Below are 26161 nucleotides of genomic sequence, written 5' to 3' on the forward strand. Positions count from 1 at the left end.
CTGGCATGCGTCTGGATCATCTGTCGTACGCGTGCGGGCCGGATGGGTGCCAAGCCACGCTCGAGCGGCTCTCGGAGCTGCTCGGGGTGGAGTTCGTGGACGGCGGGGTGCACCCGCGGTTCGGGACGGTGAACCACATCCTGCCGCTGGAGAACGACCGGTACATCGAGGTGGTCGACGTGCTCGACCACCCGGCGTCGGACAAGGCGCCGTTCGGCCAGGCGGTCCGGGCCCGCAAGGAGCTCGGCGGCGGCTGGCTGGGCTGGGTGGTCGAGGTCACCGACATGGAGGCGATGGAGAAGCGCCTCGGCCGGCAGGCGGCGCCCGGCAACCGGCACCGGCCCGACGGGGTGAACCTGACCTGGCGGCAGATCGGCGTGAAGGGTCTGATCGCGGACCCGCAGCTGCCGTTCTTCATCCACTGGGACGACCTCAGTGAGCACCCGTCGATCGGCGGTAAGGACATCAAGCTCACCGGCCTGGAGATCGCGGGCGACCCGACCCGGGTCACGGACTGGATCGGTCATCCGGCCGACCATCTCCTCGACGACCTGGACGTCGCCTGGGTCGGCCCCAACGGTCAGCCCGGCCTGGTCGCGGCGGTCTTCAACACCCCGAACGGCATCGTCCGGCTCTAATAGATGTTCTCGAGGTCCGCCAAGGAGGTCTCGAGATGGCCGAGCATGCGCTGCAGGTGCGGGACGGTGCGGCGGCAGCCGATCAGGCCGAAGTGCAGGTGGTGGGCGTAGCTGGTGACGCTGATGTTCAGCGCCTGCCCGTTCATCACGATGCTCGCCGGGTACATCCCGAGCAACCGCGACCCGTTCCAGTACAGGGGGCTCTCGGTCGGCCCGGGGACGTTCGAGATGACAATGTTGTACGGCGGTGTCGTATGGCCGGCGACGCCGGGCAGGACTGCGCCCGGTCCCGCGACGGCGAAGCCGAGTGCGCCGACGATCAGGTTCTGCAGCGGGCTGAGGCCGGCGAGCACGCTCTTGGCCTGGGCGGTCGACGTCATGATGCGGCGGATCCGGCGCTCCGGGTCGGCCTCGTCGGTGGCGAGGTCGGCGATCAGCGTGGCGAGCGAGTTGCCGCCGCCGGGGCCGCTCGCCGAGGTACGTAGCGAGACCGGGACCATCGCCGTCATCGCCTTGTCCGGCAGGGCGTTCAGCTCGAGCAGATAGTTGCGTAGGGCCCCCGAACACATCGCCAGCAGTACGTCGTTGAGCGTCGCGCCGGTGATCGCGCGGACCTTCTCCAGGCGTTCGATCGGCCAGGACTGCGCCGCGAACCGGCGCGCTCCGGTCACCGGGCCGTTGAAGATCGTCCGCGGTGCCTGGAACGGCATCGTCGAGTGCAGCAGGCTCTTCAACCCCGCGGGCGGCAAGCCGGCGAGGTCCGCGAGCAACCGCCCCGCACCACCCACCGCGTGCGCGGCCGCGCCCAGCGTATGTACGGGCAACCGCCCGACCGCCGCGAGCAGCTCCCCCGGCGTCGGCACACCACCGACCGCGGCACCGCCCACGCCGGAGTCGCCACCCGCGACGCCTCCGCGGGAGCCCGCTCCACCCGCGACACCTTCGCCCGGGAGGGACGGATCTCCCTCACCACCGGGCAGGGCGTAGGTGGCGGGCATGTTGGTTCGGGTGGGGTCGGTGGTGAGGGTGTTCTGCATCCAGCGGAGCGCGGTGACGCCGTCGATCATCGAGTGGTGGATCTTGCTGTAGATCGCGAACCGCCGCCCCTCGACGCCCTCGATCAGATGCATCTCCCAGAGCGGCCGGTGCCGGTCGAGCAGCGTCCCGTGCAGGCGGCTGGTGAGCTCGAACAGCTCCCGGAACCGTCCCGGACGCGGCAGCGCCGACAGCCGGACGTGGTACTCGAGGTCGATCGCGTCGTCCTGCTCCCAGGACCAGTAGCCGAGGTCGGCCGCCCGGTTCCGTACCCGCTGCGTGAACAGCGGATTGACCTGCGGCGCCGTCACCAGGTCGTGGTACAGCCGTGACACGAAGTCCCGCGAGCTCTCCGGGAACACGTGGTCGCGCCCGGCGCCGTCCGGCAGCTCGAACAGCATCAGCCCGCCGACGTGCATCGGCTGTTCCCGGCTCTCCCCACCCAGGAACATCGCGTCCAACGGCCCGACTGCGGTCATCGCCCCATCGTCGCCGTCGTACCCGAGCGCCGTCTACACATCTGCGCGAGCCTTCACCAAGGGTTTCCGATCAGTCGAGCGGCCGGTAGTTGAGACCGAGCTTCTCGATGCGGGTCAGGTGCGGACGGAGGCGGGTGACGAACTCGTCGTACGAGACCTTCGGCGAGCCCCACGCACGCTCGGCGAACGCGGACAGCCGCGGGAGCAGCATGTAGCCGACCTGCTCCGGGCCCTCCATGTACTCGGTCCAGATCTGGCACTGCGTCCCGACGATCAGCGCCTTCTCGTCGTCGGAGAGCGCCGCCGGGATCACCTCGAAGTCGTACACCTTCTCGAGCGGGATGTTGCCGCCGATCGCGAGCGGTTCGGTCGACGGGTCGCCCTGGTAATAGTCGAAGTACACTGACTCGCAGGGCGCCATCACGACCTCGTGCCCGGCTTTCGCCGCCACCTCGCCGCGCTGGGCGCTGCGCCACGCCATGATGACCGCGTCCTGCGGGCAGTCGGTCTCGACCATCTCGTCCCAGCCGACCAGCCGGCGCCCCTGTTCGGCGAGCACCTCCGCGACCTGCGCGGTGAACCAGCCCTGCAGCTGCCCCGCCTCGTCCAGCCCGAGCTCGGCCTGCCGCTTCTGCGCGACCTCCGACTCGGCCCACTGCACCGACGGGCACTCGTCGCCACCGAGGTGGATGTACGGCGACGGGAAGATCTCCAGCACCTCGCGCAGCACGGTCTTCACGAACTCGACGGTCGCGTCGTTGACGTTCAGCACGTCCTCGCTGATGCCCCAGTACGGCCGGACCTCGAGCTGCTGGTCCGGGTGGTTCCCCAGCTCCGGGTACGCGGTGATCGCGGCCTGCATATGCCCGGGCAGGTCGATCTCCGGTACGACCGTGATGCCCCGCTCCGCCGCGTACGCGAGGATCTCGCGCAGGTCGTCCTTGGTGTAGAACCCGCCGTGCCGCTTCCCGTCGTACTCGAAGTCCTTCTGACCGGGCGTCATCTTGCCGACCATCGAGTGCGCCCGCCAGGCGCCGACCTCGGTGAGCCGCGGGTACGCCTCGATCTCGACCCGCCAGCCCTGGTCGTCGGTGAGGTGGAAGTGCAGCGTGTTCAGCCGGTGCAGGGCGAGGACGTCGAGGACCTTGAGGACGAACTCCTTCGGCATGAAGTGCCGCGCGACGTCCAGCATCATCCCGCGCCAGGCGAACCGCGGCGCGTCCGCGACGTGTGCCAGCGGTACCGCGACCTGCCCGCCGTCGGCCGCCTCCGCGGCCTCGACCAGCTGGGCGTACGTCGTCTCCGCGTGCCGGAGCGCGTCCTCGGAACCGGCCGTCAGCCGAGCGCCGTCGGTGCTGATGTCGATGCGGTACTCGGTCGCGTCGAGGTTCTCGACCACGTCCCGGACGGCGTCACCGAGCGGGTCGGTGGTGAGCCACTGCCCTTCGTCGACGGTGAGTTCGCGCGGGGCAGGAACGATCGCGATGTCGGACATCCGGACTCCAGGGGAGACAAGGCTCGAGTTATGTCAGAACGATCCTATAAGCGCCTTCCCTGTCAGGTTCATGAGAGGGTTCGCTCGTGACCAGCGACAGGCAGCGGACGACGTTACGGGTGCTGGTCGTCAGCAACGCGCTCGGTGGTGTGGCCACCGCCAGTGGGTTCGCGGTGGCCGCACTGCTCGCGGAGAACGTGTCCGGGTCCACCTCACTCGCCGGCCTGGTCGCCACGTCGACCACACTGGGCGCTGCGGTGCTCGCTGTACCTCTCGCGAGTCTTGCCCGGTCCCGCGGTCGCCGGGTCTCATTGAGCCTCGGGTACCTGATCGCCTGTGTGGGCGCCGTACTGACGATCTTCGCGGCGCAGATCGGTTCGCTGGCCTTGCTGCTGGCTGCAGGGTGCTTCTTCGGCAGTGGCTCGGCATCGAACCTCCAGTCTCGGTACGCCGCCACCGACGCAGCCGAACCCAGCCGGATCGCCCGTTCGCTCGGGCTGGTTGTCTGGGCCACCACGATCGGCGTCATCGTCGGACCGAACCTCACGGGTGTCGGCGGCTCGGTTGGTTCGTCACTGGGCATCCTGGCGCTGGCTGGTCCGTACGTATTCTCCGTGGTCGCATTCGGGCTCAGTGCAGTCACGGTGTGGCTCGGTCTGCGCAGTCAGGTGCGACCGGCCAAGGTGGAGCGCCAGCCGCTCGCCGACACGTTCCGGCAGGTCATGAGCGTCCCGCACGCGCGCCTCGGTCTGCTGGCGATCGCCACGGCGCATGCGGTGATGGTCGGTGTCATGTCGATGACCTCAGTGCACCTACGGCACCACGGTGCTTCGCTGACCATCGTCGGCTTCGTCATCAGCGGACATGTGGCTGGCATGTATGCCCTGTCCCCGCTGACCGGCTGGCTCGCCGACCGGCTCGGGCGCATCCCCACCATCGGTATCGGCCTCGGTGTCCTCGCGGTTGCGATGACACTGGCCGCACTGGCGCCGGACGATGCGCATGTCCTGACGGGGCTCGCCCTGTTCACACTGGGCCTCGGCTGGTCGGCCTGTCTGGTCGCCGGGTCCACGCTGCTCTCGCGGTCCGTGCCGGACAACATCCGTACGTCGGCGCAGGGCCTGTCCGACCTGACCATGGGCATCCTCGCTTCCCTTTCGGGCACTGCTGCCGGCCCGGTGCTGGCCAACCTCGGGTTCCACTGGCTGGCGATCTTCTGCGGCATCCTGCTCGTCCCGGCCGCCCTGCTGGCGGCAACGACCAAACAGGCGGTAGCTAGGGTCTAGCGGTGTGACCATCGCGGAGGGCGGGATCCCGAGCCCGAACATCTGGCAGCACCCGAAGGTGTACGAGGTCGAGAACCGGGCGGTCGATCCGAACGGCGTCATCGAGCCGGCCATGCGGGCGATCCGGGACTGGTCCGGCGCGACGGTGCTCGACATCGGCTGCGGGACCGGGTTTCACCTGCCGAAGTTCGCGGCGACGGCCGGCCGGGTGATCGGGGTCGAGCCGCACGGCACGCTCGCGGAGGCGGCGCGCCGGCGTACCCAGACCTTGCCGAACGTCGAAGTACGGCAGGGTTCCGCGCAACGGCTGCCGGTGCCGGACTCGTCGGTGGACGTGATGCACGCGCGCTGGGCGTACTTCTTCGGCCCCGGCTGTGAGCCCGGGCTGAACGAACTGGACCGGGTGATGCGCCGCGGCGGGACCGCGTTCGTGATCGACAACGACGGGACCCGTTCGACGTTCGGGCAGTGGTTCACCGACTCGTACCCGCTGATCAAGGCACCCGTGGTGGAGCGGTTCTGGGCCGACCACGGCTGGCACCGGACGCCGCTGGACATGGGTTGGCGGTTCGAGACCCGGGCCGACCTGGAGGCGGTCGTGAAGATCGAGTTCACCCCGAAGGACGCGCGCCGGATCCTCGCCTCGCACCAGGGCGTCGAGGTCGACTACGCGATCAACCTCTGGAGCCGCAGCTACTGAGCGACACTCAGGTGGCCTGCGGACCGACCTCCGGTACTCATAGGGTTGACGAACCAATCGACGGGGCATTGCTGGGGAGGCGCCGGGCACGGATGGACGGACTGCTGCTCGAACGCGTACCGGGATTGCCGGAGCGCCTGCACGTCGAGGTCGGTGAGCAGCGTGCCGTCGTGGTGCCGCAGGCCGCCGACCGGCGCCGGGTGGCCGACATCGTCAGCGGACTGGACGAAGTACCACCCGGAGCGATCGTGCTACCGGGCGGACCGGTCCGGCTGGTGCCGGCTGAGGGCGGTCTGCTCCCGCACTTCACCGTGCTCGGCAACGTGATGCACGGCCACCTCACGACGCAGTCCATCACCCGGCAGGCCGCCCGCGAGCAGAGCATGGTGCAGGCCATCGGCTGCGGCCTCGAGGACGTCCTGGACCGCTACCCGCACGAGATCACTCCAGGCCGACGCCGCCTGGCCGGTGTGGCGCGTGCACTCGCTGCGTACCCGCGGGCGATCGTGCTGGAGGACGCGAACGGTCTGCCCACGTGGGGCTCGCTCCTGTCGATCCGCCCGAGTCTCGACGTCACCTCGGTCGCCCTGCTGCTCATCACGACCAGCACCACCCGTACTGCGGGATTCGACGATGCTGAGTAGCCGCAGGACGTTCCTGGCGGCCGCTGCGACGCTTGTGCTCACCGGGTGCTCGAGTGACGTGCTCGGACTGCGCCGTGCGGTCCGCGTGGCCGTCAGCTGGAGCGGGGAGGAGCTGCGAGCGTTCCACAAGGTCCTCGACGGTCTGGGCGCGCTCGGCTACCCGGTAGAGGTCGTACCGCTCGGCGACGACATCTCCACTGCCTTCGGCGCCCCGTCAGCGCGGAAGCCGGACGTGGTCATGCTGCCGCAGCCAGGGCTGGTCCGGCAGCACTGGAAGGAGCTCGCGCCGATCCCCGACGACATCGCCGGATCGGGGCAGGTCCGGCTCTGGCGGGATCTCCTGGTCCAGAACGGGACTACGTACGGCGTCCCGTTCAAGACGGCGCACAAGTCGGCCGTCTGGTACCGGCCGTCGGTGTTCCGGCAGGCAGGCGTACAGCCACCGAGGCACTGGGCGGAGTGGCTCAGCGTGAACCGGACGCTGGCGGCAGCGGGCGTGACACCACTCGCGCTGGGCGCGGGCGACGGCTGGGTGCTGACGGACTTCCTGGAGAACATCCTGCTGGGCATCGCACCCACGGTGTACGCCGGACTGGCCACGGCGGAGCACCCGCGTCCGTCCCAGCAACCACAGTTCGCAGCCGCGCTGCGGTTGCTGGGAACCATGTGGTCCGCACCGGGTGCATTGGCGGGCGGTGTGAAGGAGTCGCTCGTCCAGCAGTTCCCCGACGCTCTGGTGGAGGTGTTCGGTCATCGCAGAGCAGCCATGGTGCTGGCGTCCGACTTCGCCGAGCCGGTGGTGCGCTCGTTCGCCGCAGACCCCGACGACATCGGTCTGTTCACGTTCCCGGCGATGTCGCCCGGCGCGCCGGCGCCAGTGGTCGTGGGCGGCGACGTGATGGTGCTGACAGCACCGATCTCGGACGACGCCCGCGATCTGGTCCGCCGGCTGGCGCAGCCGACCGCGGTGGATCCGTGGATCGCTGAAGGCGGGTTCCTGGTCGACGGGCGCACCTCCGGGTACTCCCCCGAACTCACACGCCTCGCTGAGCAGCTGACCAGGCCCGGTGAGCAACTGCAGTTCGACCTGTCCGACCTGCTCGGACCGCTCGGCGGCATCAACGGCCTGTGGCGCGTACTGACCGACTTCCTGGTCGCCGTGGGCGGCCACGGCGCAGACGCGGTGCCGGCCGCGGTCGGCACCGCGATGGACGACCTGCGGAAGCTGGAGGCGAGCTGATGGGCCTGGACACCAACCGCCTCTCGCTCGAGATCGTCGGCCGTGAGATCACCGGGCGCCCGGTGCAGGGCAAACCACGTCGCCCGGCCGGACCGTACCTGCTCGGCCTGCCGGCGCTGCTGCTGAGCTGTCTGCTCCTGATCCCGATCGGCGTGACCGTGGTGAAGGCGTTCACCACGAACCACCGGTTCGGGCTAGGGAACTTCGCGGTGATCGGGGACCCGGGCGCACTGCATGCCGTTGGCAACAGTCTGCTGTGGGTGCTGATCGCGTTCGGGACGGTCGCGGTCGGGTTCGCCCTGGCCCTGTTGAGTTATCGGCTTCCCGCCGTCACGACCTTCCTGCAGCCCGCACTGGTGATTCCGTTCGCGGTCTCGGTGCTGGCGTCCGGTGTGACGTTCCGAATGATCTTCGACCCCACCCCGGAACGTGGAACGATCACGGCGGTCTCGACACACCTGTTCGGCTCCAGCCCGGTGTGGCTTGGTCCTGGTCTGTTCTGGCTGGTGCTCATGTCCGCGTTCGGCTGGACCTGGCTCGGGTACGTCGTGTCGCTGTTCCGCACTGGTCTGGACGCGATCCCCGAGGACGTGTCGCGGTCGCTCGCGGCTGAAGGCGTACGGGGCTGGAAACGCCTGCGGGCGTTGGAGATTCCACTGCTGCGCCCGATCACTGGTGTGGTCACGCTGACATTGGTCGTCGCGGCGGTACGCGTGTTCGACCTGGTGCTGATCGTCGTACCAGGGTCCATGCAGCAGTCGGCGGACGTGCTCGGTCTGAACTGGTGGCGGGCCAGCACGTCCGACGTGGACACCGGGCGTACGGCGGCGCTGGGCGTCGTACTGTTCGCGATCGTCGCAGCTGTCGGGCTGATCGGAGTACGTGGTCTGCGCCGACGGCGGTGGGCGATGCCGGTGGCCGCCGTACGGCAGGAGCCGTCGCTGGGTCGACCGCGGCCGCGTAGGTCTGTACGGCGGCTCGGCGGGGTCATCGGGTTCGTTGTGGCGCTGGTGTGGGTCTTCCCGGCCGTAGTGTTCGTTGCCACCGCCCTGCACTCTCCGCGAGAGTCCGGTCTGCGTGGCTGGTGGTCGTTATCGGGACTGGGGTTCTCGTCATTCGCAGCCGCCGCCAACGTCGGGTTGTTCCGCGCTTTGCTCTCGACGCTGGTCATCGCGACCGCAGCCACCGCAGTCCTGCTGGTGATCGCAGTACCGACGGCTTACCTCGTTGCGTGGGGCGGCCTGCCGCCGCGACTAGGACGTGTCGCGATGGCGGTGTTCGTCGTACTGGCCGTCACCCCGGTGCAGATGTACGCCGCCCCGTTGCGGGACGCGATCGACGCAGCAGGACTGGCCGGGTCGAGGGTCGCGCTGGCCCTGGTACACGCGGCGGCAGGCTTGCCGTTCGCCGTACTGCTCCTGCGGTCTGCTTTCGCGTCGGCACCACCTGCTGTCGTGTCGGAGGCGTTGCAGGGGCCGGTACGGCAGAGCGCCGTACTGGCGACCGTCCAGCGCACGTACCGTCCCGCACTGGTTGCTGTTGCGGTGCTGGAGTTCGCACTGGTGTGGAACGACTTCATCGTCGGTTTCCTGATCAGTGGGCCGGGTACGACGCCGTTGTCCCTCGTCCTGTGGGGTGAGGCGCGGCAGTTCTCCGTCTCGAGCGGACCGGTCGCGGCTGCGGCGACTGTTGCGTCTGTCGTACCTGTAGTGCTCCTGCTGTCCTTCTGGCGCACCGTGGTGCGTGGCCTGACCACAGGGAGCCGGCCGTGAGCGAGGAGCAGCCGAGGCCGGAGGAGGAGCGCGAGGAACCCTCGCGTACACAGGAGTTCTCGCTGGCCATCGGTGCGGTCGCGTCTGGACTGCTGACCGACCTGATGTCGCAGTTGCTGAACCAGAGCTTCGGCCAGCGCGGCATCGTGCAGTGGGTCGGGTACTCCGTCACCGCTGCACTGGTGATCGTCTCGTTCCTGCGGCTGCGCTCCAGGACGCGGCGCGCCCGCCGACGCAAGCAGCAGGCGGCCAGCGACCTGCACGTGGCTGCGGAGGAGGCCGAGCAGTGGATGATCGCGCTCGGTTCGAACGCCGGCGGGATGGCCGCGGCCGAGTGGTTCGCGCTCAACGAGGACCGGCTGCGGCAACTGCTCGCGACCGAGAAGCCGGGCGCGGAGAACGTCGACGACTTCGCCCGGATCTGTGACGCGCTGGAGGTTTGGTACGTACGGCACCCGAACGCCGACGCCCTCCTCCAGATCAGCGAGCTGTTGAACACCGCGGCCGAGACAGCGGGTCGTCGCAGCCTCGTCGAGCTCGCAGCAGCCCGCTCGGCAACGGCGTACCGGATGCTGGGTGACCTGGAGGCGGCTACCACCAAGCTGAGCATCTCCGCCAACAAGGCGGTCAACGGCCGTACGTCGTCCGCGCTCAAGATGCGGCGGCAGGTGGAACGGGCGCTGGTCAACCTGGCCATCGCGGATCGCGCACCGGCCGGCAACGACCGCGACGAGGCAGTCCTGAACGCACGGGACCGGCTGGGCGAGGCCCGCCTCCGCCGGCCCGGCCCGGACCTGACGGCCGACGTGGCGATCTCCATCAACCTGGCGGTCGTCCACCTCTACCAGCACGACAGTGAAGGCGCCCTGGAACACCTGCGTCCCGCCCACGCGCATGCCACCGCGGCAGGTGACGTGAGCGGCGAGGCGCACGCGCTGGAGCTCATCGGCGTCGCGGCGTGGATGCAGCGCAACAAGCACGAGGCAATGAGCCGCTGGGAGCACGCTGCCCACCTGTACGCGGAGATCGACGAACGCGAAGGTCACGCCCGCTGCCTGCAGCACCTCGGCTCGGCCGAAGTCAGCGAAGGCAACCTCGACGCCGCCCTGGAACTGCTCGAGCAGAGCAAGCTGATGCGGACGTCCGACAGCGAGATCCTCACCGAGTACCTCGACGCCGCCCGCCGCACCTCGGAGCTGCCGGTCGTCGCCGCCGACCCGCCCTACCGCAAGGCCGGCACCTGGCTGAAACGCACCCTCCGCCGTTTTGTCGGAGGCTTCAAATAGGGCTGGTCCGGCAGTTCCGCGCCGTAGCGAGGAGGTGCTCGGTGCGGTAGCTCGGCGTGCGGGGGCGAAGGTCTCGATGCGGAGCATCGTGGCCTTTGCACCCGTGCGGCGAGGTGCCGTGCCGAGTGCCCCGCAGTAGGCGGGGAACTGTCGGACCAGCCCTATAGGTTGTCGTCATGGCGAAGGCGGCGACTCAGGCGAAGGGCAAATCGGCGTACGCGTGCTCGGAGTGTGGCTGGACGTCGGCGCGCTGGATCGGGCGCTGCGGCGAGTGCCAGGCCTGGGGCACGGTCGCCGAGGTCGGTGCGCCGAAGGCCGCCCGGATCACTGCCGGGCCGGTGTCCTCGCCCGCGATGCCGATCGCCAAGGTGTCGGCGATCGAGGCCGAGTCCCGCCCGACCGGGATCGGCGAGCTCGACCGGGTGCTCGGCGGCGGTGTCGTGCCGGGCGCGGTGATCCTGCTCGCGGGTGAGCCCGGCGTCGGGAAGTCCACGCTGCTGCTCGAGGTCGCGGCGCAGTCGGCCCGCGGCGGCCAGCGCACGCTGTACGTCTCCGGCGAGGAGTCGGCCGCGCAGGTGCGGCTGCGCGCCGGGCGTACCGACGCACTCGTCGACGACCTGTTCCTCGCCGCCGAGACCGACCTGGGCGCGGTGGTCGGCCAGGTCGACGCGGTCGAGCCGACGTTCCTGGTGATCGACTCGGTGCAGACCATGGCGCACCCGGAGGTCGACGGCGCGCCCGGTGGCGTGACGCAGGTCCGCGAGGTGACCGGCGCGCTGGTCCGGCTCGCGAAGGAGCGGCACATCGCGGTCGTGCTCGTCGGCCACGTGACGAAGGACGGCGCGATCGCCGGGCCGCGGATGCTCGAGCACCTGGTCGACGTCGTGCTTGCGTTCGACGGCGACCGGCACTCCGGGTTCCGGATGGTGCGCGCCACCAAGAACCGGTTCGGCCCGTCGGACGAGGTCGGCTGCTTCGACATGGTCGACACCGGCATCGTCGAGGTCACGGACCCGACCGGCCTGTTCGTCTCCGAGCACGCCGAGCCGGTGGCCGGCACCTGCGTGACCGTGATGATGGAGGGCCGCCGGCCGCTGCTCGCCGAGGTGCAGGCGCTGGTCGGCCCGTCCGCCGCGCCACAACCGCGCCGGACCACGTCGGGGCTGGAGTCGTCGCGGGTCGCCATGGTGCTCGCCGTGCTCGGCAACCGCGCGGGGCTCAAGCTGACCGACCAGGAGGTGTACGTCGCGACCGTCGGCGGCGTGAAGATCACCGAGCCGGTCGCGGACCTGTCGGTGGCGATCGCGGTCGCCTCCTCGGTGATGGACCGGCCGATCCACCCCGGCCTGATCGCGATCGGCGAGGTCGGCCTGGCCGGCGAGGTGCGGCGCGTCGGCGGCCTGGAGAAACGGCTCGCCGAGGCCGCCCGGCTCGGGTTCACCAAGGCGATCATCCCGGCCGACATCCCGAACCGCAGCCGCGAGCCGAAGCCGATGGACATCCAGCGCAAGTACGGTCTGCGGACCTTCGCCGCCCCCGACATCCGCTCCGCCCTGAGCGCCGCCGGCCTGGCCTGACGCCCCCGCCCCTCCCGCTCCCGGCGCCCCGCGCCCGGTGCCCGCTCCCGCGCGCCCGAATTTGCCTGGCAGACCCACCAATTTGCCTGGCAGACCTACCAAATAAGGGGTTCTGGACCGGTAACCACGGTGTAGAACCCCCGATTTCCCTGGCCGACCCATCAAATCGGGAGACGGGCGGCCTGGCGTAGGCGCGGGGCGAGAGTTGGCATCGGGCAAGTGCGGGCACGCTGGGTGTGGCGGGCGGCGAGCGGGCGGGCGGTGAGCGGGTGGGCGGTGAGCGGGTGGGCGGTGAGCGGGTGGGCGGTGAGCGGGTGGGCGGTGAGCGGGTGGGCGGTGAGCGGGTGGGCGGTGGGAGCTAGCGGGTGCGTGTGGTGCCGGACACATGGCGGGTTCGGGATGAGATGGGGGATCAACAGACCTGGGGCCGGGAACGTACTCTGGGTGCGCCCCCCGCCGGGTTCAGCGTCGATCCCGGGTGTACGCCGTCGACCCGCAGGAGCACCAGATGACCGGATCAAGAGTTGTCGCGCTCGGCCACTTCCAGCCCGAGCGGGTGCTCACGAACGACGAGCTCGCCACGATGGTCGAGACCAACGACGAGTGGATCCGCAGCCGGGTCGGCATCCGGGAGCGCCGGATCGCGGCCCCGGACGAATCGGTCGACGAGATGGCCTGGCGGGCCGCCGACAAGGCGATCGCGAACGCCGGCCTGGACGTCACCGAGATCGACTACGTGATCGTCGCGACCTGCACCGCGATCGACCGGTCGCCGAACATCGCGGCCCGGGTGGCCGCCCGGCTCGGCCTCGGCAACCCGGCCGCCATCGACCTGAACACCGCCTGCTCCGGCTTCGCGTACGCACTCGCGACCGCCGACCAGGCGATCCGCGCCGGCGCCGCGTCGAAGGCGATCGTGATCGGCGTCGAGAAGCTCAGCGACTGGACGGACTGGACCGACCGCACCACCTGCGTACTGATCGGCGACGGCGCCGGCGCGGCGGTTCTGGTCGCCGACGAGTCCGATGACGAGCCCGGTGTCGGCCCGGTGGTCTGGGGTTCGGTGCCGGAGATGTCCGACGCCGTCCGCATCGAGGGCCGCGAGGGCCCGTTCGCGCAGGAGGGTCTGAGCGTCTTCCGCTGGGCCACCACGCAGCTGCCGCAGATTGCCCAGCAGGTCTGCGAGAAGGCCGGCCTGAAGCCCGAGGAACTCGGCGGCGTCGTGCTGCACCAGGCGAATCTGCGGATCATCGAGCCGCTCGCGAAGCGCCTCGGCGCGGTCAACGCCGTGGTCGCCAAGGACGTCGTCGAGTCCGGCAACACCTCTGCCGCGAGCATCCCGATCGCACTGTCCAAGCTCGTCGAGAAGCGCGAGATCTCGTCCGGCGCGCCGGTGCTGCTGTTCGGATTCGGCGGCGGTCTGACGTACGCCGGCCAGGTCATCCGCTGCCCCTGACGCAGCAGGCGCCGGACCGCCGTACGCGGGACATCGCCCGTTCTACCTACTGCACGGTCCGGATGCACGGTCGGGTGCACGCGCACCTACCGCCGTGCACCCGGCTGTCCGTGCCGTACCCGGCGAGCTGACCGATATCCGCGCAACTGTCTGCGGGGAACCGCATAGACTCAGGTTCCGTGGCGGCGAACACGGACAAGAACAGCACCGGCGCCCGGCTGCGCGCGACCCTCGCGGCGGTGGCCCCCGGTACCGAACTGCGCGAAGGCCTGGAACGGATCCTGCGAGGACGGACCGGTGCCCTGATCGTGCTCGGGCACGACAAGGCCGTGGACGCGATCTCCACCGGCGGCTTCGAGATCGACGTCGAGTTCACCGCGACCGGGTTGCGGGAGCTCAGCAAGATGGACGGCGCGATCGTCCTCGACCGGGACGCCACCCGGCTGATCCGCGCGGCCGTGCACCTGATGCCGGACCCGGCGATTGTCACCCAGGAGACCGGCACCCGGCACCGGACCGCGGACCGCGTGCACCGGCAGACCGGGTTCCCGGTGATCTCGGTGTCGCAGTCGATGCACATCATCGCGCTGTACGTCGACGACCAGCGCTACGTACTGGAGGACTCCGGCGCGATCCTGTCCCGCGCGAACCAGGCGCTCGCCACCCTCGAGCGCTACAAGCTCCGCCTCGACGAGGTGTCCGGCACCCTGTCGGCGCTGGAGATCGAGGACCTGGTCACGGTCCGGGACGTCGCCGCGGTCGCGCAGCGGCTGGAAATGGTCCGGAGGATCGCGACGGAGATCGACGGGTACGTCGTCGAGCTCGGCACCGACGGCCGGCTGCTCACGCTGCAGCTCAACGAGCTCGTCGCGGGCGTCGCCGGCGAACGTGAGCTGGTCGTCCGCGACTACCTCCCGCCGGCCACCGGACGGCGCGCGAAGACCGCCGACGACGTGCTGGTCGAGCTGGACGCGGTGAGCCCGTCCGACCTGCTCGACGTGGGTCAGGTCGCGCGGGCGCTGCAGATCGGCGGCGCCGAGCAGCTCGACGCTGCGGTCACCCCGCGCGGCTACCGGCTGCTGGCCAAGGTGCCGCGGCTGCCGGGGGCCGTGATCGATCGGCTGATCGACCACTTCGGCCACCTGCAGAAGTTGCTCGCGGCAAGCATCGACGACCTGCAGACGGTCGAGGGCGTCGGCGAGAACCGGGCCCGTACGGTCCGCGAAGGCCTGTCCCGGCTGGCCGAGTCCAGCATCCTGGAACGCTACGTCTAAGTACTGAAAGTCACCCGACGCCTCCGGTTCGTGAAAGAACCGGAGGCGTCTTGCATTTGGGTCCGATACGTCTAATACTCCACATGGAACATTCCGTTTGGAGGATGATGTCCGACCTGACCCCGTTGGCGATCGCGGTGCTGGCGTTGCTCCGGGAGCGGCCGATGCACGCGTACGAGATGTACCAACTGCTGATCAGCCGGCAGAACCACCGGCTGGTGAAGGTACGGCCCGGCTCGCTCTACCACACTGTCGAGCGGCTGGCCCGGCACGAGTACGTCCGCGCGACGGGCACCGAGCGCGCCGGGAACCGGCCCGAGCGGACCACGTACGAGATCACCCCGTCCGGCGGCGAGGCGCTCACCGAGCGGGTGGAGAGCGGGATCGAGAAGTTCGTCTACGAGTACCCGCTGTTCCCGGTGATGCTCAGCGAGGCGCACAACCTGGACGCCGACGACGCCGTACTCCGCTTCCGGCGCCGGATCGAGGACCTGGACCACTGGCTCACCGACGTGGACCGGGCGGTCGCGGGTGCCCGCGCCACCGAGGTTCCCGAGCCGTACTGGATGGCCGCCGACTACGTCCGCGAACAGGTCGTCGCGGAGCGCGCGTGGCTCACCAAAACCATCGAACGTATCGAGAGCAAGGATCTGGAATGGCAACCGCGCAAGACCCACAGCAAGACACAGTGAGGCCCGAGATCCGGCCCTGGCCGGCGTTGTGGGCACTGGTGCTCGGCTTCTTCATGATCCTGGTCGACTCGACCATCGTCTCGGTCGCCACCCCCGCGATCCTCTCGGACTTCAAGTCCGACGTCGGCACGGTGGTCTGGGTGACCAGCGCCTATCTGCTCGCGTACGCCGTCCCGCTGCTGATCACCGGCCGCCTCGGGGACCGGATCGGCCCCAAGAAGCTCTACCTGACCGGACTGGCGCTGTTCACGCTCGCGTCGATCTGGTGCGGCCTGACGAACTCGATCGAGATGCTGATCGTGGCCCGGGTTTTCCAGGGCCTCGGCGCCTCGATGATGACGCCGCAGACGATGGCCGTCATCACCCGGATCTTCCCGCCGAACCAGCGCGGCCGTGCGATGAGCCTGTGGGGTGCGACCGCCGGCGTCGCGACGCTGGTCGGCCCGATCCTCGGTGGCGTACTGGTCGACGGGCTCGGCTGGCAATGGATCTTCTTCATCAACGCGCCGGTCGGCGTGGTCGGCTTCGTGCTGGCGATGCGCCTGGTGCCGGACCTGCCGACCCACCAGCACAAGTTCGACCTGGTCGGTGTGGTGCTGAGCGCCGCCGGACTGTTCCTGCTCGTGTTCGGCATCCAGGAGGGGCAGAAGTACGACTGGGGCAAGATCACCGGCCCGATCTCGGTCTGGTCGCTGATCATCGCCGGCGTCGTCGTCCTGGCGGCGTTCGTCGTCTGGCAGTCCCGGAACAAGGGCGAACCGCTGCTGCCGCTCGGGCTGTTCAAGGACCGCAACTTCTCACTCGCGAACGTCGCGATCACCACGGTCGGTTTCGCGATCACCGCAATGGCGTTCCCGCTGATGCTGTGGGCCCAGGCGGTCCGCGGCCTGACCCCGACCAAGTCGGCCCTGTTGCTGGTACCGATGGCGGTCATCTCCGGCGCACTTGCACCGTTCGTCGGCCGATTGGTCGACCGGACGCCACCGCGGTTCATCGCCGGCTTCGGGCTGGCCTGCTGCGCGACCTCGATGTACTGGATGAGTCAGGTGATCGAGCCTGACGTACCGATCTGGCATCTGCTGCTGCCGATCGCGCTGCTCGGTGTCGCGAACGGCTTCATGTGGGCCCCGATCGGTACGACGGCCACGCGGAACCTGCCGCTGCACCAGGCCGGTGCGGGGGCCGGCGTCTACAACACGACGCGCCAGGTCGGCGCGGTGCTGGGCAGTGCGAGCATCGCCGTACTGATGGAATCCCGGCTGGCGCACAACCTTCCGGCGATGCCCGGCGGGGCGCCTGCTGCGGAAGGGTTCTCGAGCGGCAAACTGCCGGAGATCGCACGGCAGGGGTTCAGCGACTCGATGGCGCAGGCGCTCGTGCTGCCTGCGGTGGTGCTGCTGATCGGCCTGGTCGCGGCACTGCTGTTCACGGCACCCGGCCACCTGCAGAAGCAGCCGACCGACGCGAGCTGATCAGGGCGTGTCTGGTGATTCCGCGCCGTAGCGAGGAGGTGCTCGGCGCCGTGCCGAGTGCCCCGCAGTAGGCGGGGAATTGCCAGACACGCCCTATACGACCTGGAAGGCCTGAGCGCCGGACGGGCGGCCGTTGTACTCGGCCTTGACGACATAGGTTCCAGGCTTGGCGATCGGTTGACCCGGAAGGCAGCCAGGCCTGGACCGGTGTCCGTCCCACGGTACGGTGACGGCCGCTTGCTTGCCCTTGGCAACGACGAGGGTGGCGTTCTGGACCGCCTTCTCGCACTGCGTGGTGCTCCAGATCAGGTCCTTGCCGGACATCACCGTGACGGTCAGCTTGTCGGGGCCGACGGCCGCCTTGCAGCCGTCACCGGTCGGCACCAGCTGGATGACGAAGTTCAGCATCGAGCCGGAGACGATCTTCCGGTTCGCCGGCAGCGCGGTGACCGTGACGTCCGAGCTCTTGCACGGCAGGTCCGTCGGCGGGGTGGTCTTCGTCGGCTTCGGGGTCGGTGTCGGGGTCGGTGTCGGGGTCGGTGTCTTGGTCGCCGCCGTGGTGCCCGCACTGGTCGGCGTCGACGTGGGTGCCGACGCCGGTGGCGCGGTGGTCGGGTTCGGCTCCGGATCCGACGCGGCGACGTTCTGCGCGTCGCCACCGCCGCCGAACAGGTTCGAGATCAGAACGATCAGCACCACCAGGACCGCGAGCACGAGCCCCCGCCGGAACCAGTACACGCTGGCAGGCAGGTGCCCGACCGGACGGAGCAGACTGCTCATGGAGCGCACTCTAATATCGGCTCCGTGCTCGACCACTCAGGCTCGCCGCTGTACCTTCTGCCGCGACTCCGTCGCGGCGGGTCACGGGGCTGTTGCTCCCGTTCTTCCCTCGTCGCTCCGCTCCTCAGTCCAGAACGGGAGGCCCCGTGACCGGTCTTTACACCCCTGTGCTGACCTGGTACGACGCCAACAAGCGCGTCCTGCCCTGGCGGGAACCGGGTGCGAGCGCCTGGGCTGTGATGGTCAGTGAGTTCATGCTGCAGCAGACACCGGTGAATCGGGTGCTCCCGGCGTACGTGCGCTGGCTGGAGCGGTGGCCGACGCCCGCTGACCTGGCCGCAGAGGCTCCTGGTGAGGCTGTGCGGGCCTGGGACCGCCTCGGGTACCCCCGGCGCGCCCTCCGGCTGCACGCGACCGCTCAGGCGATCGTGGAGCGTCACGGCGGCGAGGTGCCGGACGACCATGCCGCGTTGCTCGCACTGCCCGGCGTCGGGACGTACACGGCCGCCGCGATCGCGTCGTTCGCGTTCGGCCAACGGCACGCGGTCGTCGACACGAACGTACGCCGAGTCCTCGCCCGAGCCCTGACCGGCGTCGCGCAGCCGGCGATCTCCCCCACTGCCGCCGACCAACGGCTGGCCGTCAGCGTGCTCCCTGCCGACGAGCCGACGGCCGCCCGCTGGGCCGTGGCGTCGATGGAGCTCGGCGCGCTCGTCTGCACGGCCCGTACGCCGCACTGCGCCGACTGCCCGATCCAGTCCCGGTGCGCATGGGTCCTGGCCGGCAGCCCGCCGTACGACGGCCCGCCCCGCAAGGGCCAGACCTACGAAGGCACCGACCGCCAAGCCCGCGGCCGCCTCCTCGCCGTACTGCGCGCCGCCTCGGCCCCAGTCCCCAAGGCAGCCCTGGACGCATCCTGGCCGCACGCCCCGCAACGCGAACGCGCCCTGGACGGCCTAGTAGCCGACGGCCTGGCAGAGCCCCTCAGCGAAGGCCGCTACCGACTCCCCCGGTAAAAGCACTTACGTCCGAAGATGTGAGGGCCGGAGCCCACACACCTTCGGACGTAAGTGGGGGTACTTCAGTTCTTCTTGCTGCCGGTGGTGGCGTCTGCGTCGTCGTCGGCCAGCAGGTCGAGCGGCATCGCGGGCTGGCCGGACAGCGTCGCCAGCATCTGGCGGACGTTGGTCAGCTGCGCGTTGATGCTGTCCCGGCGCTGCGTCGCGGCCGCGAGCTCGCGCTCGGACTCGGCGCGGATCCGCTCGGACTTGTCCTTCGCGGCGGCGACGATCTCCTGGGCCTGCCGGTTCGCGTCGGCCAGCTGCTGCTGGGACAACCGCTCGGCCTCGGAACGCGACCGGTCGGCCTCCCGCTGCACCTGCGCGGCGCGGTCGGTGACGGCGGCCAGCTGCTGCTCGGCCAGCGCGGTACGAGCGGCGAACTCCTGCTCGACCTTGCCCCGGCGCTCGGCCAGGGTGGTCTCGAAGGCGGCCGCGGCCTGAGCGGACTTGGCCCGCTCCTGCTCGTACAGCGCCTGAGCCTCGCTACGGCGCGCAGTCGCGTCGCGCTCGGCCTCGTCGCGCATGTCGTCGGCCTGGGTCCGGGCCTCCTCGAGGATCCGGGCGGCCTCGGCGTCGACCTCGCTCTTCCAGTCCAGGGAGTACTGCTCGGCCTCCTTGCGGACCTTCTTCGCGTGCGACTCGCCGTCGGCGACGATCGCCTCCGCATCGGTGCGGGCGCGGGTCACCAGGTCACGGGCCTCGTCGTCGGCCAGCGACAGGATCTTCGCCACCCGCTCACCGAACTCGGTGAAGGTCGGTGCGCGGTCCTTGGCATCCTCCTGGGCGGAGATGACGGCCGACTCCGCGGCGTCCGTACGGGACTGGAGCTCCTGAACGTGCCGCTGCAGCTGCTCGGACTGCTGCTGCAGGGCGGTCAGGGAGGTGGTCAGCTCACGGATGTGCTGATCCACCTGGGCAGGCTCGTAGCCACGCAGAACGGTACGGAACGGGGTTGGGCTTTCACTGCTCATGTTTTCCGATGCTCACTTCGATGGGTGGGTGGATCACACATTGTCACTGACAAGGATCTGACTGTCACGTCCTCATCCTGATTCCCCCGTGGAACCCTCACTGGAGGACATTCCACCACCTGGGCGGAACCCCGGTACAGCGAGTGCCTCGATCACACCCGAAAGCTGGGTGAGCTCCTTGGTGATCTCATCACGGCGCTGGTTCAATGCCGCGACCCTCGCCTCGGCGTCGGCGAGAAGTTTTCGGGCCTGCGCACGCAGGTCGTCGGAGTGCTCGCGGGCCTGGGCCTCGATCTGCTGGGCCTCGGCGCGGGACTTGCGGATCAGTTCGTGGGACTGGCGCTGCGCCTCGGAGAGGTCGTTGGCGGCGCGTTCGCGCAGTACCTGGGTGCTCGCCTCGGCCTCGGCCTCGCGGCGGTTCGCGCGCTCGATGATGGAGCGGGCGTCCTCGCCGGCGGTCGACTTCAACCGGTCCGCGCGGGTCTGCGCCTGGGTGGTCAGCTTGTCGGCCTGCTGCTGGGCAGCCGCGAGCGTCGCCTCCGCCTGCTCGCCGGCCGAGTACAGCGTGGTCTCAGCGAGCTGGGTCAGCTCGGCGTTCTCCTTGGCGATCGCGTCCTGAGTCTGCTTGAGGCGGCTGGTCGAGCGGCCGACCACGCGGCGCAGGTGCGCGCGCTTCTTCTTGAGCAGCTCGGTCGCGTCGGCGGCTGCCTGGTCGCGGATCGACTGCGCCTCGCGCTCGGCGGCAGCGATCAGTTCGTCGACGGTCTTCCGGCTCCACTGCGTCTGCTTCTCGGCCTCGGCCAGCGCGACCTCGGCGGCCTGGTTCGCCTCCTCGACGATCCGCTGTGCCTCGCCGGACGCGGCCCGGCGGTCCGCTTCGATGGAGTCCACCACAAGCTTGGCCTGGGCGCGGGCGTCGGCCATCAGCCGCTCGTTGCCGGCCTCGGTCTCGGCCTTCCGTTCGGCGATCTCCGCGACCGCCTCGGCGCGCAGCTTGTCGATCTCCAGCTTGATCGCGGCCCGCTTGGCGCGCTCGGTCTCCTCAAGCTCGGCCGTCCGGCGCTCCAGCTCGGTACGGTTCTCGCCGCGCAGCCGTTCGATCTCGGCATGCGCCTCGGCGATCTCGACGCGGGACCTCTCCCTGGCGGTCTCGACCTCACGCTCGACCGCGGCCCGCAGGTCGCTCGCCTCCGCCTCGGCCCGGGCGATCAGGTCGGCCTCGTTCCGGACGGCGGCCTGGGACACCAGCGCGGCCTGCTCACCCGCGTCGGCGACCAGCTGCTGCGCCTCCTTGCCCGCACGGTCGACGGCCGTCTGCGCGGACTCACGCGCCATCCGGGCGTCTTCGAGAAGCTCCTCGGCCTCTTCCTGCACGCGGGCCGCCTCGGCCTCCGCAGCCGCCACCCGCCGATCTGCCGCCGCCTGCGACTCGACCCGAACCTGCTCAGCCGCGGCCTCGGAGTCCGCCTGCCACTTGGCCACCTCTTCGGCCACCGCAGTCCGCAACTGCTCAGCCGCCGTCTCCGACTCCACCGTCAACCGTTGGGCCGCGGCTTCGCTCTCCGCCTTCAGTTGCGCCGCGGCCGCCTCACTGTCCGCCTTCAACTGCGCGGCCGTGGACTCGCTGTGCGAGGTCAGCTGCTCGGCTGCGGCCTCGGAGTCCGCCCGGCGTTCGGCGACCTCGTCAGCGACCGTGGTCCGGAGCAGCTCAGCAGCCGCCTCCGACTCCGCCTTCAACCGCTCCGCGAACCCGATCGCCTCGGCCCGAACCCGCTCCGCCTCCGCCGTCGACTCGGTCTGCAGCCGGTCCGCCTCGGCGATTGCCTCGGTGCGGACGCGGTCGGCTTCAGCGGTTGATTCCGTCGTCAGCTTCTCGGCGGCGGCGATGGCTTCGCGCCGGACCCGCTCGGCCTCGGTGGTTGATTCGACGTGCAGCCGGTGGGCGATCTCGTCGGCTTCCTCGCGGACGCGTAGCGCTTCCGCCTCGGATTCCGTACGGAGCTGCTCGGCGGCCCGCTCCGCGTCGTTCAGCACCCGTTGGGCGGCCGCCATCGCGTCGCTGCGGAGCTTCCTCGCGGCGGTCTCGGCGTCGGCCTTCAGACGCTCGTTCGCGGTCCGGAGCCGGCTTGCCTCGTCGCGGGCGAGATCGTTCTCGTGCTCGGCCTGCTCGCGCAGGGTGTCGGCGATCCGCTGCGCGCGTTCGAGGACTCCGCCCGCCTGCCGCACGCCAAAGGAACCGGTATCGACGACCGGTTCCTGGGTCAGCGGCAGACGCGGAGCGTCCATGCGACGAGATGATTCCATCACCGGCCCCCTTTCCGACAGTCCGGGTCCGAACAGCGTGCTCACAGGGTTACAACGCGGTAGACAGGCGGTAAGTAACTGCTTCATCAGCAGTCGCGCGATCTTCCCATCGATCCGTCGGCCGAGGCGAGCCGTCAGCGTACCGAGTTGATCACGCTCCGCAGGACGATACGACCAATCAGTAGCCCCCGCGCAAATCAAGCGTGTCCCCCAGTACGCCAAAGCCCCCCGCAGTACTACCCACCCGCCCGAGACCACCCACCCACACCACTCACCCGCCCGAGACCACCCACCCACACCACTCACCCACCCGAGACCACCCACCCACCCACACCACGCCCAACCCAGACCACCCAAGCCCTCGCCCACCCCAGACCACCCACCCCAGACCACCCACCCCAGACCACCCACCCCAGACCGTCCACCCCCGTGCCCGCCCCAGACCGTCCACCCTCACGCCCGCCCCCACCCACCCCTGCACTCCGCCACGCGCCGAAGCCAGGGTTGGGGAGGAAAACTTCCCGAATCGGGCAGAGGATCCTCCCCAAGACCTCCCCCTCCCCCGACGTGAGCGCCGAGTCGTGGCGTTTGGCTCCAGCCCGCTACGCCGAGTCGTGGATCGAGGTTCCGCAAAGCCGCATTTCGCTACCGCGATCCACGACTCGGCGAAAATGCTGGGGCTGCGGCGCGGTAAGTAGGCGGAATGGCGGCGGCGTCCGCGGATGCGTCGGACGGGGAATGGTTGTCCACGGTTGTTGGGGGTTCTCCGCCGGTATACGCCCAGAGAACCCCCACCACGAGCGGATATCCACTGGCGTCGACCGCGCCGGGGCGAGCGTGAGTGGCGCGGACGTGCGGCGTCCGGGTAGACGGGGCGCGGGGCCGGCGCCGGGGTGGCAGGTGGCGGAGTGCGGGTCGGCGCGGGATGGCAGATGGCGGGGCGCGGGGCATATGGCGGAGTGCGGGCAGGCGCCGGGCGACGGGTGGCGGGGCGCGGGGCCGGCGCGGGATGGCAGATGGCGGGGCGCGGGGCGAGCGCGGGGTCGGCGCGGGATGGCAGGTGGCAGGCCCCGGGCGGCAGGTGGCGGGGGCGCGGGTGCGGGTGCGGGGTGGGACGTGGCGGGGCGCGGGGCGGGCGCAGGGAGGAAGGTGATCACCCCCTGATCCAGCCGGCCCCGGCGGCGTTGTTCGCGCGGTTCGCGTCCCGGCAGGTGGCGGGGCGCGGGGAGGCAGGTGGCGGGGGCGGGGGCGGGGGCGGGGTAGGGCAGACGTGCGAGACGCTCGGCTGGAGGGGTCCGGCCGAGCGTCTCTTGGGGGTTCGGTTTTGGGTTAGGTGTCCTGGAGGCCGGTGGTGCCGGGGTTGGTGCCGCCGGTGGTCAGGTCGGTGAGCTCCAGGTCGGAGGTCGAGGACTTCTCGTTGCCGGTGAAGGTGAAGTACTCCGTCAGGCCGTCCTTGTCGACCGTGCCTTCCGGAGCGACGTCGACCAGGACGATCTGGCCGGGACGCAGCTCCCCGAACAGGATCTTCTCGGCCAGCACGTCCTCGACGTCGCGCTGGAGTGCGCGGCGCAGCGGGCGGGCTCCCAGGACCGGGTCGAAGCCACGCTTCGCGGCGAGTTCCTTCGCCGCCGGCGTGAGCTCGATGCCCATGTCCTTGTCCTTCAGCCGCAGCTCGATCTGGGCCACCATCAGGTCCACGATCTTCACGATGTCCTCCATCGTGTGCTGGTGGAAGACCACGATCTCGTCGACCCGGTTCAGGAACTCCGGCCGGAAGTGCTGCTTGAGCTCCTCGGTGACCTTGCCCTTCATCTTCTCGTACGACGAGGTGGTGTCGTTCGCCTGCGAGAAGCCCAGGGAGACCGCCTTGGCGATGTCCTTGGTGCCGAGGTTCGTGGTCATGATGATCACGGTGTTCTTGAAGTCGACCACGCGGCCCTGGGCGTCGGTCAGCCGACCTTCGTCCAGGATCTGCAGCAGCGAGTTGAAGATGTCCGGGTGGGCCTTCTCGACCTCGTCGAACAGCACCACGCTGAACGGCTTGCGGCGGACCTTCTCGGTCAGCTGGCCGCCCTCTTCGTAGCCGACGTACCCAGGAGGCGAGCCGAACAGCCGGGAGGCCGTGTGCTTCTCCGAGTACTCCGACATGTCGAGGCTGATCAGCGCGTTCTCGTCGCCGAACAGGAACTCGGTCAGTGCCTTGGACAGCTCGGTCTTACCGACACCGGACGGGCCGGCGAAGATGAACGAGCCGCTCGGGCGACGCGGGTCCTTCAGGCCGGCGCGGGTACGCCGGATCGAGCGGGACAGCGCCTTGACCGCGTCGGTCTGGCCGATGTAGCGCTTGGCCAGCTCCTTCTCCATGTCCAGCAGCCGCGAGGACTCCTCCTCGGTCAGCTTGAAGACGGGAATGCCGGTCGCGGTGCTGAGCACCTCGGCGATCAGCTCCTCGTCGACCTCGGCGACGACGTCCATGTCGCCGGCCTTCCACTGCTTCTCCCGCTCGGCCTTCGCGTTGATCAGCTTCTTCTCGTCGTCCCGCAGCCGGGCAGCGCGCTCGAAGTCCTGCGCGTCGATCGCCGACTCCTTCTCCCGGCGCACGGTCGCGATCTTCTCGTCGAACTCGCGCAGGTCCGGCGGAGCGGTCATCCGGCGGATCCGGAGCCGGGCACCGGCCTCGTCGATCAGGTCGATCGCCTTGTCCGGCAGGAACCGGTCCGAGATGTACCGATCGGCCATCTGCGCGGCGTTCACCAGCGCGGCGTCGGTGATCGTCACCCGGTGGTGTGCCTCGTACCGGTCGCGGAGGCCCTTGAGGATCTCGATCGTGTGTGCGATCGAGGGCTCGGCCACCTGGATCGGCTGGAACCGGCGCTCCAGCGCGGCGTCCTTCTCGACGTACTTGCGGTACTCGTCGAGGGTGGTGGCGCCGATCGTCTGCAGCTCGCCGCGGGCCAGCATCGGCTTCAGGATGCTCGCCGCGTCGATCGCGCCCTCGGCCGCACCGGCCCCGACGAGGGTGTGGATCTCGTCGATGAACAGCACGATGTCGCCGCGGGTGCGGATCTCCTTGAGGACCTTCTTCAGCCGCTCCTCGAAGTCACCGCGGTAGCGGGACCCAGCAACGAGGGCGCCCAGGTCGAGGGAGTAGATCTGCTTGTCCTTCAGCGTCTCCGGGACGTCACCGCGGACGATCTGCTGGGCCAGACCCTCCACGATCGCGGTCTTGCCGACACCCGGCTCACCGATCAGGACAGGGTTGTTCTTGGTCCGCCGGGACAGCACCTGCATGACCCGCTCGATCTCGGTCTCCCGGCCGATCACCGGGTCGAGCTTCGCCTCGCGGGCGGACTGGGTGTAGTTCCGGCCGAACTGGTCGAGCACCAGGGAGCTGCTCGGGGCATCACCCTGGGTGCCGGCGCCGGAGGTCTGCGTCTCCTTGCCCTGGTACCCGCTGAGCAGCTGGATGACCTGCTGCCGGACCTTGTTCAGGTCCGCACCGAGCTTGACCAGGACCTGCGCAGCGACACCCTCACCCTCGCGGATGAGGCCGAGCAGGATGTGCTCGGTGCCGATGTAGTTGTGGCCCAACTGAAGGGCCTCGCGCAGGGAGAGCTCCAGCACCTTCTTGGCGCGGGGGGTGAACGGGATGTGCCCGCTCGGTGCCTGCTGCCCCTGGCCGATGATCTCTTCGACCTGGGAGCGAACGGCCTCGAGCGAGATACCCAGGCTCTCGAGAGCCTTGGCGGCGACCCCTTCACCCTCGTGGATCAGGCCGAGCAGGATGTGCTCGGTCCCGATGTAGTTGTGACTGAGCATCCTGGCCTCTTCCTGAGCCAGGACGACTACCCGACGGGCGCGGTCCGTAAATCGTTCAAACATCGCCAAAGCGCTCCTTGCCTCAGAGGAGTCGGACGTGCCGTGTAGGCCGACCCCCGTACCTGCATGCTAGTCCCCGGCGCCGACAGGCTCGCTCTCGGCGAACACCCGATCACGCTT

The 26161-nt window shown here is 69.8% G+C and carries 19 protein-coding genes; 13 read left to right on the top strand and 6 right to left on the bottom strand.

Going from position 1 to position 26161, the window contains the following annotated elements:
• The first annotated feature begins 5 nt into the window (after window positions 1–5).
• On the top strand, window positions 6–638 hold the full coding sequence (locus ACGFI6_RS21155) for a VOC family protein (protein WP_393120917.1): 633 nt from the start codon (window positions 6–8) through the stop codon (window positions 636–638).
• On the opposite strand, the gene ACGFI6_RS21160 is transcribed toward ACGFI6_RS21155, so the two are convergent.
• Together ACGFI6_RS21160 and ACGFI6_RS21165 are read right to left on the bottom strand one after the other, a co-directional pair.
• Window positions 635–2152, bottom strand: coding sequence for a wax ester/triacylglycerol synthase family O-acyltransferase (locus ACGFI6_RS21160; RefSeq protein WP_393120920.1), 1518 nt, complete (start codon window positions 2150–2152; stop codon window positions 635–637). The genes ACGFI6_RS21155 and ACGFI6_RS21160 overlap by 4 nt on opposite strands.
• A gap of 70 nt (window positions 2153–2222) precedes the next feature.
• Entirely contained in the window at window positions 2223–3647 is a 1425-nt protein-coding gene (locus tag ACGFI6_RS21165) for a beta-N-acetylhexosaminidase (RefSeq protein ID WP_393120922.1), read from the bottom strand.
• An 86-nt stretch (window positions 3648–3733) separates the two neighbouring features.
• Between ACGFI6_RS21165 and ACGFI6_RS21170 the strand changes: the two genes are divergently transcribed.
• The 11 genes from ACGFI6_RS21170 to ACGFI6_RS21220 all read left to right on the top strand — a co-directional run bounded on the left by ACGFI6_RS21170 (window position 3734) and on the right by ACGFI6_RS21220 (window position 17046).
• On the top strand, window positions 3734–4933 hold the full coding sequence (locus ACGFI6_RS21170; RefSeq protein WP_393120923.1) for an MFS transporter: 1200 nt from the start codon (window positions 3734–3736) through the stop codon (window positions 4931–4933).
• Between the two features lie 4 nt (window positions 4934–4937).
• Window positions 4938–5633, top strand: a complete 696-nt coding sequence (locus ACGFI6_RS21175; protein WP_393120925.1) for a class I SAM-dependent methyltransferase — start codon at window positions 4938–4940, stop codon at window positions 5631–5633.
• A 92-nt stretch (window positions 5634–5725) separates the two neighbouring features.
• Complete coding sequence (locus ACGFI6_RS21180) at window positions 5726–6277, top strand: hypothetical protein (protein WP_393120926.1); 552 nt, start codon at window positions 5726–5728, stop codon at window positions 6275–6277.
• The gene (locus ACGFI6_RS21185) at window positions 6267–7517 is read left to right on the top strand and encodes an ABC transporter substrate-binding protein (protein ID WP_393120928.1); all 1251 of its coding nucleotides are present in this window, start codon (window positions 6267–6269) and stop codon (window positions 7515–7517) included. Before ACGFI6_RS21180 ends, ACGFI6_RS21185 begins: the two co-directional genes overlap by 11 nt.
• Window positions 7517–9289 carry a sugar ABC transporter permease gene (locus ACGFI6_RS21190; RefSeq protein ID WP_393120931.1) on the top strand — a complete coding sequence of 591 codons (1773 nt, stop codon included), beginning with the start codon at window positions 7517–7519 and terminating at the stop codon, window positions 9287–9289. The genes ACGFI6_RS21185 and ACGFI6_RS21190 overlap by 1 nt, the downstream gene beginning before the upstream one ends.
• Window positions 9286–10575, top strand: a complete 1290-nt coding sequence (locus tag ACGFI6_RS21195; RefSeq protein WP_393120933.1) for a hypothetical protein — start codon at window positions 9286–9288, stop codon at window positions 10573–10575. The genes ACGFI6_RS21190 and ACGFI6_RS21195 overlap by 4 nt, the downstream gene beginning before the upstream one ends.
• 176 nt (window positions 10576–10751) lie before the next feature.
• Complete coding sequence (gene radA, locus ACGFI6_RS21200) at window positions 10752–12152, top strand: DNA repair protein RadA (RefSeq protein WP_393120935.1); 1401 nt, start codon at window positions 10752–10754, stop codon at window positions 12150–12152.
• Window positions 12153–12660: 508 nt separating this feature from the next.
• Window positions 12661–13608, top strand: a complete 948-nt coding sequence (locus ACGFI6_RS21205; protein ID WP_393120937.1) for a beta-ketoacyl-ACP synthase III — start codon at window positions 12661–12663, stop codon at window positions 13606–13608.
• 179 nt (window positions 13609–13787) lie between these two features.
• Window positions 13788–14882, top strand: coding sequence for a DNA integrity scanning diadenylate cyclase DisA (disA, locus tag ACGFI6_RS21210; RefSeq protein ID WP_393120939.1), 1095 nt, complete (start codon window positions 13788–13790; stop codon window positions 14880–14882).
• Between the two features lie 83 nt (window positions 14883–14965).
• Window positions 14966–15574, top strand: coding sequence for a PadR family transcriptional regulator (locus tag ACGFI6_RS21215; protein ID WP_393120940.1), 609 nt, complete (start codon window positions 14966–14968; stop codon window positions 15572–15574).
• Window positions 15538–17046 (top strand): DHA2 family efflux MFS transporter permease subunit, encoded by a 1509-nt coding sequence (locus ACGFI6_RS21220; RefSeq protein WP_393120942.1) that lies wholly within the window; start codon window positions 15538–15540, stop codon window positions 17044–17046. The genes ACGFI6_RS21215 and ACGFI6_RS21220 overlap by 37 nt, the downstream gene beginning before the upstream one ends.
• 93 nt (window positions 17047–17139) lie before the next feature.
• On the opposite strand, the gene ACGFI6_RS21225 is transcribed toward ACGFI6_RS21220, so the two are convergent.
• Window positions 17140–17826, bottom strand: coding sequence for a hypothetical protein (locus ACGFI6_RS21225; RefSeq protein ID WP_393120944.1), 687 nt, complete (start codon window positions 17824–17826; stop codon window positions 17140–17142).
• Between the two features lie 146 nt (window positions 17827–17972).
• Here ACGFI6_RS21225 and ACGFI6_RS21230 point away from each other — a divergent pair, with 146 nt between their 5' ends.
• Window positions 17973–18842: an A/G-specific adenine glycosylase gene (locus tag ACGFI6_RS21230; RefSeq protein WP_393120946.1), complete on the top strand. Its 870-nt coding sequence runs from the start codon at window positions 17973–17975 to the stop codon at window positions 18840–18842.
• Window positions 18843–18907: 65 nt separating this feature from the next.
• Here the strand turns inward: ACGFI6_RS21230 and ACGFI6_RS21235 are convergent, their stop codons facing one another.
• The 3 genes from ACGFI6_RS21235 to ACGFI6_RS21245 form a co-directional block, all read right to left on the bottom strand.
• The gene (locus tag ACGFI6_RS21235; protein ID WP_393120948.1) at window positions 18908–19858 is read right to left on the bottom strand and encodes a DivIVA domain-containing protein; all 951 of its coding nucleotides are present in this window, start codon (window positions 19856–19858) and stop codon (window positions 18908–18910) included.
• Between the two features lie 72 nt (window positions 19859–19930).
• Window positions 19931–22144, bottom strand: coding sequence for a kinetoplast-associated-like protein (locus ACGFI6_RS21240; protein ID WP_393120950.1), 2214 nt, complete (start codon window positions 22142–22144; stop codon window positions 19931–19933).
• A gap of 1347 nt (window positions 22145–23491) precedes the next feature.
• Window positions 23492–26044 carry an ATP-dependent Clp protease ATP-binding subunit gene (locus tag ACGFI6_RS21245; RefSeq protein WP_393120952.1) on the bottom strand — a complete coding sequence of 851 codons (2553 nt, stop codon included), beginning with the start codon at window positions 26042–26044 and terminating at the stop codon, window positions 23492–23494.
• Between the last annotated feature and the right edge of the window lie 117 nt (window positions 26045–26161).

Origin of the sequence: Kribbella sp. NPDC048928 (assembly GCF_043197975.1) — a bacterium.
Classification (GTDB): domain Bacteria; phylum Actinomycetota; class Actinomycetes; order Propionibacteriales; family Kribbellaceae; genus Kribbella.

What these genes read in the sequence shown, in the direction of transcription:
- ACGFI6_RS21155 (WP_393120917.1), top strand. Translation starts at nt 6, where the DNA reads ATGCGTCTGGATCATCTGTCGTACGCGTGCGGGCCGGATGGGTGCCAA.
- ACGFI6_RS21160 (WP_393120920.1), bottom strand. Translation starts at nt 2,152, where the DNA reads ATGACCGCAGTCGGGCCGTTGGACGCGATGTTCCTGGGTGGGGAGAGC.
- ACGFI6_RS21165 (WP_393120922.1), bottom strand. Translation starts at nt 3,647, where the DNA reads ATGTCCGACATCGCGATCGTTCCTGCCCCGCGCGAACTCACCGTCGAC.
- ACGFI6_RS21180 (WP_393120926.1), top strand. Translation starts at nt 5,726, where the DNA reads ATGGACGGACTGCTGCTCGAACGCGTACCGGGATTGCCGGAGCGCCTG.
- ACGFI6_RS21185 (WP_393120928.1), top strand. Translation starts at nt 6,267, where the DNA reads ATGCTGAGTAGCCGCAGGACGTTCCTGGCGGCCGCTGCGACGCTTGTG.
- ACGFI6_RS21190 (WP_393120931.1), top strand. Translation starts at nt 7,517, where the DNA reads ATGGGCCTGGACACCAACCGCCTCTCGCTCGAGATCGTCGGCCGTGAG.
- radA (WP_393120935.1), top strand. Translation starts at nt 10,752, where the DNA reads ATGGCGAAGGCGGCGACTCAGGCGAAGGGCAAATCGGCGTACGCGTGC.
- ACGFI6_RS21205 (WP_393120937.1), top strand. Translation starts at nt 12,661, where the DNA reads ATGACCGGATCAAGAGTTGTCGCGCTCGGCCACTTCCAGCCCGAGCGG.
- ACGFI6_RS21215 (WP_393120940.1), top strand. Translation starts at nt 14,966, where the DNA reads ATGGAACATTCCGTTTGGAGGATGATGTCCGACCTGACCCCGTTGGCG.
- ACGFI6_RS21220 (WP_393120942.1), top strand. Translation starts at nt 15,538, where the DNA reads ATGGCAACCGCGCAAGACCCACAGCAAGACACAGTGAGGCCCGAGATC.
- ACGFI6_RS21225 (WP_393120944.1), bottom strand. Translation starts at nt 17,826, where the DNA reads ATGAGCAGTCTGCTCCGTCCGGTCGGGCACCTGCCTGCCAGCGTGTAC.
- ACGFI6_RS21235 (WP_393120948.1), bottom strand. Translation starts at nt 19,858, where the DNA reads ATGAGCAGTGAAAGCCCAACCCCGTTCCGTACCGTTCTGCGTGGCTAC.
- ACGFI6_RS21240 (WP_393120950.1), bottom strand. Translation starts at nt 22,144, where the DNA reads ATGGACGCTCCGCGTCTGCCGCTGACCCAGGAACCGGTCGTCGATACC.
- ACGFI6_RS21245 (WP_393120952.1), bottom strand. Translation starts at nt 26,044, where the DNA reads ATGTTTGAACGATTTACGGACCGCGCCCGTCGGGTAGTCGTCCTGGCT.